At 60.8% G+C, this 13,983-nt stretch carries 16 protein-coding genes, 1 tRNA gene and 1 pseudogene; 10 read left to right on the top strand and 8 right to left on the bottom strand.

The window, feature by feature from the left end; all coding sequences use genetic code 11:
• The first annotated feature begins 112 nt into the window (after window positions 1-112).
• Together AC1Q5O_RS15020 and bspF are read left to right on the top strand one after the other, a co-directional pair.
• Window positions 113-1,525 carry a lipopolysaccharide biosynthesis protein gene (locus AC1Q5O_RS15020; RefSeq protein WP_403180898.1) on the top strand — a complete coding sequence of 471 codons (1,413 nt, stop codon included), beginning with the start codon at window positions 113-115 and terminating at the stop codon, window positions 1,523-1,525.
• On the top strand, window positions 1,525-2,808 hold the full coding sequence (gene bspF, locus AC1Q5O_RS15015) for a type IV secretion system effector crotonyl transferase BspF (protein WP_492563897.1): 1,284 nt from the start codon (window positions 1,525-1,527) through the stop codon (window positions 2,806-2,808). Before AC1Q5O_RS15020 ends, bspF begins: the two co-directional genes overlap by 1 nt.
• Window positions 2,809-2,826: 18 nt before the next feature.
• Here the strand turns inward: bspF and AC1Q5O_RS15010 are convergent, their stop codons facing one another.
• The 5 genes from AC1Q5O_RS15010 to AC1Q5O_RS14990 all read right to left on the bottom strand — a co-directional run bounded on the left by AC1Q5O_RS15010 (window position 2,827) and on the right by AC1Q5O_RS14990 (window position 5,885).
• The gene (locus AC1Q5O_RS15010; RefSeq protein WP_105734556.1) at window positions 2,827-3,180 is read right to left on the bottom strand and encodes a CAP-Gly domain protein; all 354 of its coding nucleotides are present in this window, start codon (window positions 3,178-3,180) and stop codon (window positions 2,827-2,829) included.
• A gap of 51 nt (window positions 3,181-3,231) precedes the next feature.
• Window positions 3,232-3,468, bottom strand: a complete 237-nt coding sequence (locus AC1Q5O_RS15005) for a BrnA antitoxin family protein (RefSeq protein ID WP_492563894.1) — start codon at window positions 3,466-3,468, stop codon at window positions 3,232-3,234.
• 32 nt (window positions 3,469-3,500) lie between these two features.
• On the bottom strand, window positions 3,501-4,754 hold the full coding sequence (locus tag AC1Q5O_RS15000; RefSeq protein WP_492563892.1) for an adenylate/guanylate cyclase domain-containing protein: 1,254 nt from the start codon (window positions 4,752-4,754) through the stop codon (window positions 3,501-3,503).
• A 211-nt stretch (window positions 4,755-4,965) separates the two neighbouring features.
• Entirely contained in the window at window positions 4,966-5,655 is a 690-nt protein-coding gene (locus AC1Q5O_RS14995) for an alpha/beta hydrolase (protein ID WP_403180884.1), read from the bottom strand.
• Between the two features lie 145 nt (window positions 5,656-5,800).
• Window positions 5,801-5,885, bottom strand: a tRNA-Leu gene (locus tag AC1Q5O_RS14990).
• A gap of 281 nt (window positions 5,886-6,166) precedes the next feature.
• On the opposite strand from AC1Q5O_RS14990, the gene AC1Q5O_RS14985 reads away from it, so the two are divergent.
• Window positions 6,167-6,757: a YqaA family protein gene (locus AC1Q5O_RS14985; RefSeq protein ID WP_105734551.1), complete on the top strand. Its 591-nt coding sequence runs from the start codon at window positions 6,167-6,169 to the stop codon at window positions 6,755-6,757.
• Between the two features lie 34 nt (window positions 6,758-6,791).
• Complete coding sequence (locus AC1Q5O_RS14980; protein WP_492563890.1) at window positions 6,792-7,298, top strand: disulfide bond formation protein B; 507 nt, start codon at window positions 6,792-6,794, stop codon at window positions 7,296-7,298.
• A 34-nt stretch (window positions 7,299-7,332) separates the two neighbouring features.
• On the opposite strand, the gene AC1Q5O_RS14975 is transcribed toward AC1Q5O_RS14980, so the two are convergent.
• Complete coding sequence (locus AC1Q5O_RS14975; protein WP_403180878.1) at window positions 7,333-7,890, bottom strand: HNH endonuclease; 558 nt, start codon at window positions 7,888-7,890, stop codon at window positions 7,333-7,335.
• Window positions 7,891-7,999: 109 nt separating this feature from the next.
• Window positions 8,000-8,644 carry a DNA-3-methyladenine glycosylase family protein gene (locus AC1Q5O_RS14970; RefSeq protein ID WP_492563888.1) on the bottom strand — a complete coding sequence of 215 codons (645 nt, stop codon included), beginning with the start codon at window positions 8,642-8,644 and terminating at the stop codon, window positions 8,000-8,002.
• A 73-nt stretch (window positions 8,645-8,717) separates the two neighbouring features.
• On the opposite strand from AC1Q5O_RS14970, the gene gluQRS reads away from it, so the two are divergent.
• Window positions 8,718-9,593 (top strand): tRNA glutamyl-Q(34) synthetase GluQRS, encoded by an 876-nt coding sequence (gene gluQRS, locus AC1Q5O_RS14965; RefSeq protein ID WP_492563886.1) that lies wholly within the window; start codon window positions 8,718-8,720, stop codon window positions 9,591-9,593.
• An 87-nt stretch (window positions 9,594-9,680) separates the two neighbouring features.
• Window positions 9,681-10,565 carry a DMT family transporter gene (locus tag AC1Q5O_RS14960; protein WP_472462424.1) on the top strand — a complete coding sequence of 295 codons (885 nt, stop codon included), beginning with the start codon at window positions 9,681-9,683 and terminating at the stop codon, window positions 10,563-10,565.
• Here AC1Q5O_RS14960 and AC1Q5O_RS14955 read toward each other — a convergent pair.
• Window positions 10,532-11,386 carry a YihY/virulence factor BrkB family protein gene (locus tag AC1Q5O_RS14955; RefSeq protein WP_472462423.1) on the bottom strand — a complete coding sequence of 285 codons (855 nt, stop codon included), beginning with the start codon at window positions 11,384-11,386 and terminating at the stop codon, window positions 10,532-10,534. The two genes, AC1Q5O_RS14960 and AC1Q5O_RS14955, sit on opposite strands and share 34 nt — an antisense overlap.
• A gap of 116 nt (window positions 11,387-11,502) precedes the next feature.
• Here AC1Q5O_RS14955 and AC1Q5O_RS14950 point away from each other — a divergent pair, with 116 nt between their 5' ends.
• The 4 genes and pseudogenes from AC1Q5O_RS14950 to AC1Q5O_RS14935 all read left to right on the top strand — a co-directional run bounded on the left by AC1Q5O_RS14950 (window position 11,503) and on the right by AC1Q5O_RS14935 (window position 13,936).
• Window positions 11,503-12,336: an SDR family oxidoreductase gene (locus AC1Q5O_RS14950; RefSeq protein ID WP_288194189.1), complete on the top strand. Its 834-nt coding sequence runs from the start codon at window positions 11,503-11,505 to the stop codon at window positions 12,334-12,336.
• Between the two features lie 28 nt (window positions 12,337-12,364).
• A complete protein-coding gene (locus tag AC1Q5O_RS14945; RefSeq protein ID WP_105734544.1) occupies window positions 12,365-12,562 on the top strand; it encodes a twin transmembrane helix small protein in 198 nt (65 codons plus the stop codon).
• Window positions 12,563-12,576: 14 nt separating this feature from the next.
• Window positions 12,577-13,158 (top strand): cob(I)yrinic acid a,c-diamide adenosyltransferase, encoded by a 582-nt coding sequence (locus tag AC1Q5O_RS14940; protein WP_492563883.1) that lies wholly within the window; start codon window positions 12,577-12,579, stop codon window positions 13,156-13,158.
• A 17-nt stretch (window positions 13,159-13,175) separates the two neighbouring features.
• Window positions 13,176-13,936 (top strand): annotated as a pseudogene (locus AC1Q5O_RS14935) (rhomboid family intramembrane serine protease).
• The last annotated feature ends 47 nt before the right edge of the window (window positions 13,937-13,983 follow it).

The following is a 13,983-nucleotide window of genomic DNA, read 5'->3' as shown; positions in this document are numbered from 1 at the left end:
ACGACGCGGCCTTTTGCTTTTTTCGAACCCGTTGCGACTGTCGGTCTGGCCGAACGTTTTTTAAACGTTTACGGACTATATCTCCTTGGAATGCCAACAGGTGGAGCTGCGCGTGCGATTTTCTGCGGTAACGACTGCAGACCGATTTTTACCGGAAAAGCTGTCACTGCGTCTTCGTCCCTGGTTATCGCGCCTGGATCAGTTGCTTGACGGCTCGAACGAGCACGCCGTTGCCCAGCGCGTCTCCCTGATTGCCTTCCTCGTCCGCGTGATCAGCGCGGGCATTGCCCTGATTTCCCAGGTGATCTTTGCCCGCTGGATGGGCCCGTTCGAATACGGCATCTTCGTTCTCGTGTGGGTGACGGTCGTCATCCTTGGGAACCTGTCCTGCCTCGGCTTCCAGACCACCGTCATCCGCTTCGTACCGGAATATCTGGAGCGCAGGCAATATGACCTCCTGCGCGGGATTTTGTTCACCAGCAAGACATTTGCGGTCAGCATGACCACCGGCATTGCCCTGGCCGGTGCCGTTCTCATCTACACCTTGCGCGACCTGATCGAGACCTACTACATCGCGCCGTTCCTCGTCGGACTGATATGCCTGCCCATGATTGCCCTTGGCGATACGCTTGATGGAACGGCGCGTTCGCGCTCGTGGGTGCTGGTTGCCCTGACCCCGACCTATATCATCCGTCCCGTCCTGACCCTCGTGGTCATGAGCATCGCCCATATCAGCGGTCTGGCGCCGACGGCCATGACGGCTCTCGGCTCCGCCGTTATTGCGACCTATGTGACATCGGTTCTGCAGTTCTTTGCGGTGCGCAAGCGCTTCGGCGGCGTCGTGCCGCCCGGCCCCCGCGCCATCCATTTCCGCGACTGGCTCGCCGTATCCTTGCCGATCTTTCTGGTCGAGGGGTTCTTTTTTCTTTTGACCAATGCCGACGTCCTGATGGTCGGGCGATACATGGATCCCGACAAGGTCGCCACCTATTATGCCACCGTCAAGCTGCTTGCCCTGGTGCATTTCGTCTACTTCTCGGTGAAGGCGGGCGCGGCCCAGCGCTACTCGGAGTTGATGCAGAATTTCGACCATACCCGGCTCGAACAGTTCGCCCGCGACACGGCGCGCTGGACGTTCTGGCCGTCGCTGGCCATGGCCATCGTCCTGCTGGTTCTGGGCGAGCCGTTGCTGTGGCTTTTCGGTGCACAGTTCACCGAAGGTTATCCGCTGCTGTTCATCATGGTGATCGGCGTGGTGGCGCGCGCTTCGGTCGGACCGGCCGAAAGTCTTTTGAACATGGCGGGAAAGCAGAAAATCTGCGCCATCGTTTACGCGATTACTCTGGTCGTTAATATTTGCCTCAGCATTTTTATGATACCACGATACGGCCTTGCAGGCGCAGCCTGCGCCACGGCCGCCTCGATGGTGTTTGAAGCGCTTGTTCTGGCGTTGACCGTTTACAACCGTCTCAACATCACAATGTTTGTTTTCGCCGGCAGGAATCCTGCCAAGGAAGAGATCTGATGGCTGCAATACCGCTTCTCGAAGAACTGGCCGGCGGCCCGTCCTCGCAGATCATTTCGCAGTTGGCCGGCTTTGAATCGCGTGATGCGGCCAAGCAGATCGAGGAAACCCTGGGAAGCCGCGGCGTGCCGCGCAAATTGTCCGTCTATTCCGCTTCCGCCGGATTCGATCTTTCGGAGGAGCTGGAACACCTCGCCTACCGGACCATCGAACCGAACGTCTTCTTCAATCCGCGTTTCCTGGCGCCTGCCATGCCCCGCCTCGATGACCGTCAGGTGCGCTTCATGGTCGTGCGCGACGAGAATGACGTGAAGAGCCGCCTGCGCTTCCTGATGCCCTATACGATCGAGCGCCCCGGCTTTACCTTTTCCGCATCGATCCTGCGGGCCTGGGCTACGCCGTTCGGGCCGCAGGGCACCCCGCTGATCGATCGCGACGATCCCGTCGGCGTCCTCAACGACCTCTTCGATATGCTTGCGCGCAAGCATCTCAAGTTTCCGGAAGTTCTGGTGCTGCCCGATCTTCTCCTCAACCGTCCCGTCGCCCAGCTTTTCCGTTCGGTCGCGCTTGATCGCAACCTGCCCACGACCACCATTGGCACCGTGGAGCGGCCATTCCTGGAAAGCACGCAGGAGGGCGACGCCTATCTGCGCGAAGCGCTGGGAACACGGCACGCCAAGGAATACAGGCGGTTGTGGCGGCGTCTGGCGGAACAGGGCAAGCTGACCTATACGGTCAGCCGCACGGAAGACGATATCCGCGCGCGGCTCGAGGATTTCCTCGCGGTGGAAGCCAGCGGCTGGAAAGGCCAGCGCGGCTCGGCTATGGCGGTCGACCGGTTCCGCGCGGCATTTGCCCGCGAAGCCGTCAACAATCTCGCGGGCCGCGATCTCGCCCGCATCCACACACTCGAGCTGGATGGCCGGACGATTGCCGTTCTGGTGGTCTTCGTCGAGGCCGGACAGGCGTGGACCTGGAAAACGGCCTATGACGAAAGCCTTGCCGCCTATTCGCCCGGCGTTCTCCTGATGATCGAGATGCTGAAGAACCACCTGGACGATCCGAACATCGATCGCACCGATTCCTGCGCCGTTCCCGATCATCCCGTCGCATCCCGCCTGTTTCAGGAACGCGAAAGCATCGGCACGCTGGTGATCGGCCTGACCCCGGCATCGGATCGCGCGGCCCGCCAGGCCGCCTCGCAGATCCATCTCTACCGGCGCACCCAGAACATTGCCCGTATCGTCCGCGAACGGTTGCGCGGACTGACCGGCCGGAAATGATGCAGGCCTGCGTAAGGCCTACACCTTTTCCTTCTTTTTCACGGGCGCAGGCTTTTCCGGCTCGACCGGTGCATCCGGCTTGGGCGCCAGAAGCTTGCGCAGGGAACCGATCTTGTCCTTGACCAGCGGACGGAAGCGCGTCGCGCGATAGGGCATGTCGGCCGCGCCATAGCCCTCCGGGCCATCGTCATTGCCGCGATGGATTTCCTCGACCTTGATGCCGACAAACTCGCCATCGACATAGTGCTTGTACATGCCGACCCAGCGCACCGTGTAAATCTGGCCTTTGCGGATCAGTTGATCGATGCTGACATTCTTGAACTTGTCATCGATGCAAACGACCTTCTGGCCAATATAAAAGTCATTCATCATCTCACCTTGGCATATCCGGTTTGGCAGTTTGGCGCGTACCGCGTGCCGGCTTCAGGTCTTCTTTTGAACGGCAGCCCGCAAGACATCATTGATGCGATCCTGCCATCCCGCACCATCCGCCTGGAAGTGCTCCAGCACGGCGCGATCGATCCGGATCGAAACGAGCTCCTTGGCATGGGGCACCGCCGGTGTCTCACGCACAGGGAGAACAATTTTCTTGGCAACCGGCTTGAACAGTGCTTCGGCGGCTGCCATCGGGTTTACCGGCCGGCGCGGGGGATTGGCCATGTGAATTCTCCTCGTTATGTCCAATCACCACATCAGGCTGGAATCTCTGCCACAGTAAGGCAATCGCCGGAGAACGCAAAGACATCAATGGGTTCATCAAGCCCGCGGAGCGCGTAGGAGCCCAGATTCTCCATGTTGCATTCGACCCCGGCCAAATCGACAAAGGCTTTCGACAGCAGAACCGGGCGTTTGACCTGCTTGGTCAGGCTTTCCAGGCGCGAGGCAATGTTCACTGCGGGTCCGATGACGGTAAAATCCAGCCGCTTGCGCGAGCCTATGTTGCCGTACATGACATCCCCGACGTGAACGCCGATGCCGTAACCCAGCGGTTTGCGCCCTTCCCTGACATGGTCGGCATTCAACGCGGTCATGGCCGCCTGCGCTTCGGCGATCGCATGCAGCAGATCGGTACAGGCCTTCGGATTGCTCAGCGGAAAGATGGCCAGCAGGCCATCGCCCATGAATTTGAGGATTTCTCCGCCATATTTTTCGATGGGCTCCGACATCGCATCGAAATAGCCGTTGAGCAGCTCGATGACATTGTCGCGGGGCCAGGCGTCCGAGATCGCGGTGAAATCGCGCAGGTCGCAGATCAGGATCGCCGCGCCCACGGTCACGCCGCTGCCGCGGGTGGTGGCGCCGGCAAGAATCTGCTCGCTGGCATGCGGCCCGACATAGGTTTCGAGCAGCGTGCGGGCGAAGCGGTTCTTGAGCCGGATCTCGCTGACCAGCGCCAGGGCGGGAAGCAGGTCTGCCAGAACAGCCATATGATCATCGCCGAAGCCGCCCGGCCGGTCCGTGGCGAAGGTCACCACATGCCGCTTGCCAAGGGTGTGCTCCAGCGGCCAGGCCACGTAGTCCGTCAGCCCCTCGGCGCGCAGTTCGCCCACTACCGAATATTCCTGCCCGGTGTCACCGGCCGCGTCAAAGTGCAGCCGGACCTCATCGGCTCCCTCGGAAATGTCGTTGAGCGGGCTGTTCAGATATTCGGCAGTCTGCTCGGCCCCATATTCGAATGTGCGGATTTCCGCCTCTGCGGCACCGCGCCTCCACAGGATGCGGGCACCACGCCATTGCGGATGCTGTATCCTCAGATGCAGCGACATCCGGGCAACGGGCACGCCCGCATCCACGAGCCGTTCGCCCATCTCGACCAGGATGTTGTCGATGAAGCGCTGATTGCGCGTCTCGATCATCAGCCAGTCGAGCAGTTCACTGCGTTGAGCCGGCCAGGTGCCGCCGCCCGTACCGGGCGAGGTCACCTTCAAATTCACCAAAGATTGCATTGCAATACCCCGTCATGATCACGTCTGCACACGACCTGGAATGACGACACCACGGCACGGCCGCCAGATCGGAACGCCAAGGCTTATGTGGTTGGTCCTTGCTTCGATTATAAGGGGTTGGATTATAAGGGGTTGCAAGCGCCGTGCATAGAATGCAAAAGCCTCCGCATTCCGACGGGGATGCGGAGGCTGGCACGCGCGACAGTTCAGGCTATTGATACGTTGCAGCCTCATCGATGAGGGCCGCGACCTCGACCGGCTTCGAGGCCAGCGATGCGTGGCTTGCCTTCAGCGTGATCACCTTCTTCGCCCCGAGACGGCCGGACATCCACGCCTGATTGGCGGGATGGATCATGTGATCGTCACTCGAAATCTGGTACCAGCTGTGCTTCGACTTCCATGCCGGATTGGTGATTTCATCGCCGAAGGTGCTGGCGAGCGGCGCCTTCTGGGTTACACCCATCACCAGCCCCTCATCCGCCGTCAGGTCCTGGCAGAAGCTCTCGTGGAATTTGTCCTGCTTTACCCAGAGATAGCCGTCGCTGTCGGGTGCGAGATTGGCGGCGCCAAGCGGCGGATTCTTCTGGGTGATCCCGCCCGGACTCTCACCGGCATCCGGCGCAAAGGCGGCGATATAGACCAGGCCCGCCACATTGGGATGGTTGCCGGCTTCCGTGATGACGGCCCCGCCATAGGAATGGCCCACCAGCAGCACCGGACCGCTTTCCTGCGCGATCATCTTGCGGGTGCGCTCGGCATCATCCGCCAGGGACGTCAATGGCAATTCAACGGCTTTCAGCGATGTATGGCCAAGCCGCTTCAGTTCTACAATGACTTTGCTCCAGTGGGCGGCCCCACCCCAAAATCCATGCACGAGAATGATTGTCGGAGTCTGTGTCATCAGCGTTCTCCCTTGATTCAAAAAGCAATCAAAAATGGCACGCCGAGCCAAAGTTCAACGTCTGGTCGACGCCTCCAGAACTAACCATATTCCGCCGGGAACAACAATTCTGTGACGCTTCGCTTTGTATTTATCAGGAAACGAATGGTGCCCCCTGCCGGAATCGAACCAGCACTCCTCTCGGAACCTGATTTTGAGTCAGGCGCGTCTACCAATTCCGCCAAGGGGGCCGCAATGTGCACCGGCCGCGGGCGAACCACAGCCGTCAAAGCCAAATACAGGCAGACCCCACGCCGGTCAACACCATTCCAACGTTTTCTGGCGGGATAACATCTCTGTGTGTTGCGAAGGCGAACACCGCCCGCTACAGCCGATTTGCAGCCTGGAAAGCTCGGCCGCAGCATGCCAGATCGTCAACCGCACACAATTTCCATAGAAACGATTCCGTTTTCCCCGGGCATGGGGTAAGGATCGCCAGCTTTATCGAACCGACACCCACAGGAATCACGCCATGCTGCGCAGACTTTATGATTGGACAATGTCACTGGCCGCGCGCAAATCGGCTGAGGTCTGGCTCGCATTCATTGCCTTTGTCGAAAGCTCGGTCTTCGTCGTTCCTGCCGACGTGCTCTACCTGCCCATGGCGCTGGCACGGCCTGAACGCGCCTACCGCTACGCGCTTGTTGCCACGATCTTCTCGGTGCTCGGCGGTATCGCCGGATGGTTCCTCGGCCATTACGCCTATGAAGCCCTGGCCAAGCCCGTGCTCGAATTCTACGGCAAGCTCGATGCCTTCGAGCAGATGCGCGGATCGACCAGCGCCGACATGATCCTCCTGCTGCTGATCACATCCGGCCTTGCCCATTTGCCGCCGATGAAGATCGTGACGATCCTGTCCGGTGCGGCCAACGTCAACATCTGGCTGTTCATCGTTTCCGCAGTGATCACGCGCGGCGCCCGCTTCTTCTTTCTCGCCTGGCTTTTGCGCCGTTACGGCGAACCGATCCGCCATTTCATCGAAAAGCGCCTGGGCCTGATCGCGGCGGCGGCGGCGGCCGTGCTGATCCTGCTTTACGCCATACTGCACTATTACAGCTCCTGAACGATCCAACCTGAATGAGGATGTCAGACCCATCATGACGACGACCCGCTCTTCGCCGCATCTCAAGACAGCGGTTTTCCTGCTCCTTGCCATGATCGTCACCGTGGGCTCGGCGCTTGGCTTCCAGTATATCGGCGGTTATCTCCCCTGCAAATTGTGCCTTGAGCAGCGCTTTCCCTACTATGCGGGCATTCCGCTGATGGCACTCGCCGTGCTTGCGGCGGCCTTTCGCTGGCCTGCGGCCCTCACGCGCACGCTTCTGGCGCTCGGCGGCATCCTGATGCTGATCGGGCTCGGCCTTGCGGTGTTCCACTCCGGTGTCGAATGGAAGTTCTGGCCGGGACCGACCGATTGCACGGCGGTCAGCATGTCGATCACCACCAATGCCGGCAACCTCCTGAATGACATGAATGCGATCCATCCGCCCGCATGCGATACGGCGGCCCTGCGTGTGCTTGGCCTGTCCTTTGCCGGCTGGAATGCGATTGCCAGCCTGATCCTCGCGCTCATCGCCTTTCGCGGTACAAAAAAGGCGGCCTGACGCCGCCTTTGCCGGATACAATGGAACTGGGGTCCTATGGCTCCAGTTCGACATCCCAGTAGAGATAATCCATCCAGCTTTCATGCAGATGGTTCGGCGGGAACAGCCGGCCATTGTTGTGCAGGTCATGCACCGTCGGGGCATAGGGCTTCTGCCGCGGCCACATCTTGGCTTTATCCGGCATCAAGCCGCCCTTGCGCAGATTGCAGGGCGAACAGGCCGCAACGACATTTTCCCAGATCGTGGCACCACCGGCGCAACGGGGCGTCACGTGATCGAAGGTCAGATCATCCTCCGACCCGCAATACTGGCATTCGAACCGGTCGCGCAGGAAAACATTGAATCGCGTAAAGGCAGGCGTGCGCGACGGCTTGATATAGGTTTTGAGGGAAACGACGCTCGGTACCCGCATTGCGAACGAGGGGGAGGAAACCTCATGCTCGTATTCGGCAACGATATTCACACGGTCAAGGAAGACCGCCTTGATCGCGTCCTGCCAGGACCACAGCGACAAGGGATAATAACTGAGCGGACGGTAGTCCGCATTGAGTACCAGGGCCGGTAACCCGTCCGGCGAGACGGCTATTGTCAAGGAATCACCTCCCAGTCCAACCATCAGGCCCCATTATTGTAAGCTCGAGGTGACAGGAATGTGAAGCGCCATTGCATCGCAGGCTGCGAAAAACCCCGTTATTTCAACTTCATCCAACCGGTGTGCCATCCCGGCCACGGGTTGCGGCGTAATAAGCCCAGAAAAGCCGGGCTGCGACACCCCTCCACGGCGACCAGCGCTCCGCCAAAAGACGCAGGGATTTCGAATCAGGTTTCACTGATTCGGCATAGGCATGGGCATAGGCGTGCTGCAGGGCAACGTCGCCGGACGGGAAAACATCCGCATGCCCGGCCGAAAACAGGAGATAGACTTCCGCCGTCCACGGCCCGATGCCCTTCACATTGGTCATGACGCTCATGGCTTCGTCGATGGGGCGGTCACACAGGTCGAACAGATCAAGCTCTCCGGCCGTGATCGCTTCGCTGATCCGGGCGAGCGTCGCCTGCTTGGCGCGCGAAAGACCCGCCAGGCGCCAGGCCTCCTCTCCCGCCCTGATGTAGTTTTCCGGGGTCAGCGGATCGACAAATTGGATCAGCCGTTTCCAGATCGAATCGGCACTGGCCTTTGATACCTGCTGTGAGACGATGACCGAGGCAAGGCTCTCGAAACCCGGTGCCCGCCGCCGCAGCGGCAACGGCCCTGCCCGCTCGGCAATCGCCGCCAGTTCGGGGTGTGCCGCCAGGAGGGCCGTCAGCCCTTCCGCAACATCGTCAAGCGTGTCTATTCTGCGCATGGAACCGTTCACTTTTCATCTCGGAACAAACACCGTATCAATCGACAAGGTCCTCACGCAAGAATCCCAGTTCATGACTGTCCCGGTTTTCCGCTTTGCTCCCAGTCCCAATGGCCACCTGCATCTCGGCCATGCCTATTCCGCCCTGCTCAACCGGCAGATGGCGCAGGCGGCCGGCGGGCGGCTTCTGCTGCGCATGGAGGATATCGACCGCGAACGCTGCACGCCCGAACTCGAAGCCGCCATGCAGGAGGATCTGCACTGGCTGGGGCTTGACTGGGAAACGCCGGTGCGCCGACAGTCGGAGCATTTCGGCGTCTACCGGGATGTGCTCGACCGCCTCATCCGCATGGACCTGGTATACCCCGCCTTCCTCAGCCGGGGCGACATCAAACGGGAAATGCAGAAAGCCACGGCCAAGGGGCTGGTATGGCCGCACGATCCGGACGGCGCGGCGCTTTATCCCGCAATCGACCGCACGATTTCCAAACGGGAGCGCCAGCGGCGCATGGATGAGGGGCAGCCGTTTTCATGGCGGCTCCACATGGACCGCGCGCTTGCGCACGTGGGGCTGCCTTTGTTCTGGCATGAAACGGCGGATGGCGGATCCGATATCGCAGCCCGGCCGCAGGATTGGGGCGATGTCATCATCGCCCGCAAGGACATGCCGACCAGCTATCACCTCTCCGTCGTCATCGACGATGCGCTGCAGGGCGTCAGCCATGTGGTGCGCGGCAGGGACCTGTTCCAGGCCACCGGTATCCACCGCCTGCTGCAGACCATCCTCGGACTGCAGCCACCGATCTATCACCATCACAGGTTGATCCTCGATCACGACGGCCAAAAGCTGTCCAAGAGCCGCAGGGATACCTCGCTGCGCTCCTTGCGCGCGGCAGGGGTGACACGGGAAGACATCATCGGCCTGGCCGGATTGACACCGCAGCCTTAGGACCTGGCCCGTAAAACAACATCTGGCTGCAGGACCGGCGTTCGTATAAACCTGCATCACAACTCATCCCGTGATCCGGTCCCCATCATGCCCGTCCGTTATTTTCCCGCCCTGTTCGTCCTCCTGTGGGCCACCGGCTTCATCGGTGCCCGCTATGCCATGCCCTACATGGAACCGTTCCTGTTCCTGACGATCCGGTTTGTTATTGCCGGGGCCATTCTCGGCACGTGGGTCGTCATGGCCGGCAACCGTTGGCCGAGCGGGCGCGGCGCCATGCACGCGATCATCGCCGGCTGCCTGATCCACGGCGTCTATCTCGGCGCCGTATTCTGGGCGATCCACCGCGGCCTGCCCGCGGGCATGTCGGCGCTGGTGGTCGGGCTGCAGCCGCTGATCACGGCGCTGATTGCCGGGGCTGTTCTCGGGGAGAAAATCCAGCCGCGTCATTGGGCCGGGCTGGCGGTCGGCTTTGTCGGTGTCGCCATGGTGCTCTGGCCGAAACTGTCGATTTCCGCCGATGGCATCACGCCGGCAACCGTCGGCGCATCCATCCTGTCCGTGCTGGCCATCAGTGCCGGAACAGTCTGGCAGAAACGCTTTGTCGGCACCATCGACCTGAAGGCGGGCACGACACTGCAATATCTCGGCGCGGCCGTGCTGACCGGCATCTTTTCGCTGCTGTTCGAAACCCATGCGGTGATCTGGGCCGCGCCTCTCGGCTTTGCGCTGTTCTGGCTGGTCTTCGTGCTGTCGATCGGCGCGGTGCTGCTGCTGATGGTCCTGATCAATCAGGGCGCCGTGTCGAAGGTCGCTTCGCTGTTCTATCTGGTACCCGGCGTGACCGCCCTGATGGCCTATGTGCTTTTCGGCGAAACACTGACGCTGTTCCAGCTGTGCGGCATGGTGGTGGCAACCCTCGGTGTCGCGCTGTCGACCGGTCAGAAGCGCTTGGCGACCCTGCCCTCGCGATAGTGGATGATGGCGGCATTGACCTCGGCGCCGATGATGAAAATCGCGGCGATGATATAGAGGAAGACGATGGCCGCCATGATCGAGGCCAGCCCCGCATAGGTCGACACGTAGGATGCGAACGTCTCGAGATAGCTCGCGAAAATCGATGCGCCGACGATCCACGCCAGCAGGGTCACAAGGATGCCCGGCAGGATATCGATGAGCTTGCGCCGCCCCGCCGGCAGCCACAGATGCGCCACCAGCAGCCCGACGATCAGCACGGCAGAGGCAATGCAGTAGCGCCAGAAACCGATGGTGCCGGACAGAACGTCAAGCTCGGGAATCCATTTGCTGGCGATGCGCACCGCCAGCGGCGCCAGCACCAGGAGGAAGCTGATGGCCATGATGCCGACGGTGGCTACGATCACATAGCCCAGGCTTTGCAGGCGGCAATAGATGATCGAGCGTGTATCGACCACCCGGTAGGCGCGATTGAGTGCGATGCGCAGCGCTTCGATGCCGTTGGAGGCAAAATAGGCGGCGGCGATCACGCTGATGGTCAGAAGCCCGCCGCGCTGGACGTTGAGAACATTGCGCACCTCCTGTGCAATCGGCCGGGCGATCACCTCGGGCCAGGTGTCGAACACCACATGCACCGCCGTATCGGTAAAGGCGCTGGCGCCGAGAAAGCTGGCAAGCGAGGTGGCGAAAATCAGAAACGGAAACAGCGCCAGGATACCCGACAGCGCCACGTGGCTGGCCAGAGCCCAGCCGTCATCCGTGCTGAAATGCCTCAATGTGTCGAAGGTCACCCGCCGGAGAAAAACATATACTCTACGCATTGAAAATGGTTTGTCCCTTTAGTGCGGGTCCGGCCCCTCGTGACATTGCAAGGCGCGGGCGAATATGTGAAGTCTTTTTTTGATTTTACCATTCGGTTTGCAGCAATCGGAAAAGAATGACCAGTTCCAGAACGATTTTGATCACAGGATGTTCCAGCGGCATCGGCGCCCACTGCGCCCGCGCCCTCAAGGCGGATGGCTGGCAGGTCTTTGCAACGGCGCGGCGAAACGAGGATATCGCAGCGCTTCAAGCCGACGGCCTTTCGGCCCATTATCTCGATTATCGCGAGCCGGATTCCATCAGGGCGCTCGTGGACGATGTGCTCGCCGCGACCGGCGGCACACTCGATGCGCTTTACAACAATGGCGCCTATGCGTTGCCGGGCGCCGTGGAAGACCTGCCGATCGAAGGCTTGCGCGAACAGTTCGATGCCAATTTCTTCGGCTGGCATGAGCTGACCCGGCACATCGTCCCGGTGATGCGCCGTCAGGGCCATGGGCGGATCGTGCATTGCTCGTCGATTCTCGGGCTCGTGCCGATGAAGTGGCGCGGGGCCTATGTCGCGTCGAAATTCGCGCTGGAAGGCCTGATGCTGGTCCAGCGCATGGAACTTGAAGGCTCCGGCATCCATGTCTCCCTGATCGAGCCGGGACCAATTGCCTCGCGCTTCACCTACAATGCGCTGCAGCAGATCGAGAAATACATCGATGTCGAGAATTCGGTGCATCGCGCCGATTATCAGAAGCAGATCGCCCGCCTGTCGCAGGGCGGCACCAAGTCCCGCTCCAAGCTTGGCCCGGAAGCGGTCTACGCGGTGCTGAAGGACGCGCTGGAAAATCCGCGTCCCAAACCGCATTATCTCGTCACGCGCCCCGCGAAATTTGCGGTTCTTGCCCGCAGATTTCTGTCGTCGCGTGCGCTATACCGCATGCTTGCCGGCCAGTCCTGAAAGCGCCCCGGCCTGAAAAGGAAAACCCATGGATATCATCTTCAAGTTTCTGGCCGTCGTTGCCATTGCCGCCGTTACCGTCGTGCTTCTGATCGGTCTGCGCAACATGATGAAGGGCGGCGATGCCAACTTTTCCAACAAGATGATGCAGCTGCGCATTTTCCTGCAGCTGGTGGCGATCATTCTCATCGTCGGCGCGATTTACTTCCACCGCGCCGCCAGCTGACCGCGGGACAGGCCATGGTCAAGCTCAACAGGATCTACACCAGGACCGGCGATGACGGCACCACCGGGCTCGGCAGCGGCGAGCGCCGTTTGAAGCACGATCTGCGCGTCGAAGCCTATGGCACGGTGGATGAAGCCAATGCCTGCGTGGGGCTGGCGCGGCTGCATACGACGGAGCAGTTTCCGGAAATCGACGCCATGCTCGCCCGCATCCAGAACGATCTTTTCGATCTCGGCGCCGATCTGGCCACACCCGATACCGGGGAAAAGCTCGCATACGAACCATTGCGCATTATCGACACCCAGGTCGCGCGCATCGAGGCGGATATCGATCTGTTGAATGAAAAGCTGGCACCGCTGCGCTCCTTCGTCCTGCCGGGCGGATCGGCTGCCTCCACTGCCCTGCATCTGGCCCGCACGGTGGCGAGGCGTGCCGAACGGCACATGGTGGCGCTGGCACAAAGGCCTGATGAGGCCGTCACACCAGCCGCGCTCAAATACATCAACCGCGTTTCGGATTTTCTCTTCGTCGCCGCGCGGGCCGTCAATGACAATGGCGCGAAGGACGTGTTATGGGTGCCCGGTAAGAACCGCTGAACGGGGGAACGGCGCCGATGTTCATTCCACTCTACGACGCCAACAGCCTCAAATACATCAAGTTGCAATATGTCACCCTGGCGCTGATTGCCCTCAATGTCATCATCTTCGGCCTGACGAGCCTCGCCGGGGCAGATTCAAAGACAGCCTCCATCGGCTTTGGCTACATCCCGTCGGTGGTGCACCATATGACGGTACTGCCGCCGCGATATGATTTCGTGCCGCCCGCTTTCACCTATGTCACCTATCCTTTCCCCATGCCGATATCTTCCACTTGGGCGGCAACATGCTGTTCCTCTGGGTCTTCGGCGACAATGTCGAAGATGCCATGGGCCATATCAGATTCCTGATTTTCTACCTGCTCTGCGCTGCCGCCGGCGCCTTCCTGCACGGTACGCTCGACCCGTCTTCCGAGGGGCCGCTGATCGGAGCATCGGCCGCCATTGCCGGCGTGATCACCGCCTATCTGATGCTGCATCCGCGTGTGCGGATCTGGGTGCGGGCTTTCGGCCGGATACCCCTGCGCATCCCCGCGCTCTATCCGCTCGTCCTCTGGATCGGGCTCCAGTTCGTGATGCTCGTCACCCATGGCGAAGACCGCATTTCCTGGTCCGGTCATGTCGGCGGCATCATTGCCGGCGCCCTGCTCCTCATCCCGTTCAAACGCCGCAGCGTGCCGCTGTTTGACCGGGCGATTATCTCGCCGCGCGCCGTTATCGCCGACAAGCAGCCGCCGCAAACGCCACCCGAACCGCCTTCACCCCGGTGGGGCCGTTGATCCCGCAAGTTTCAATCGTTTAAGTCGGATAAGCCCAATCTCGATGA

It is taken from the genome of Phyllobacterium sp. MT110, from assembly GCF_058792715.1.
Note: the sequence above shows the minus strand (reverse complement) of the source record. Positions and strands in the feature narration are given on the sequence as shown.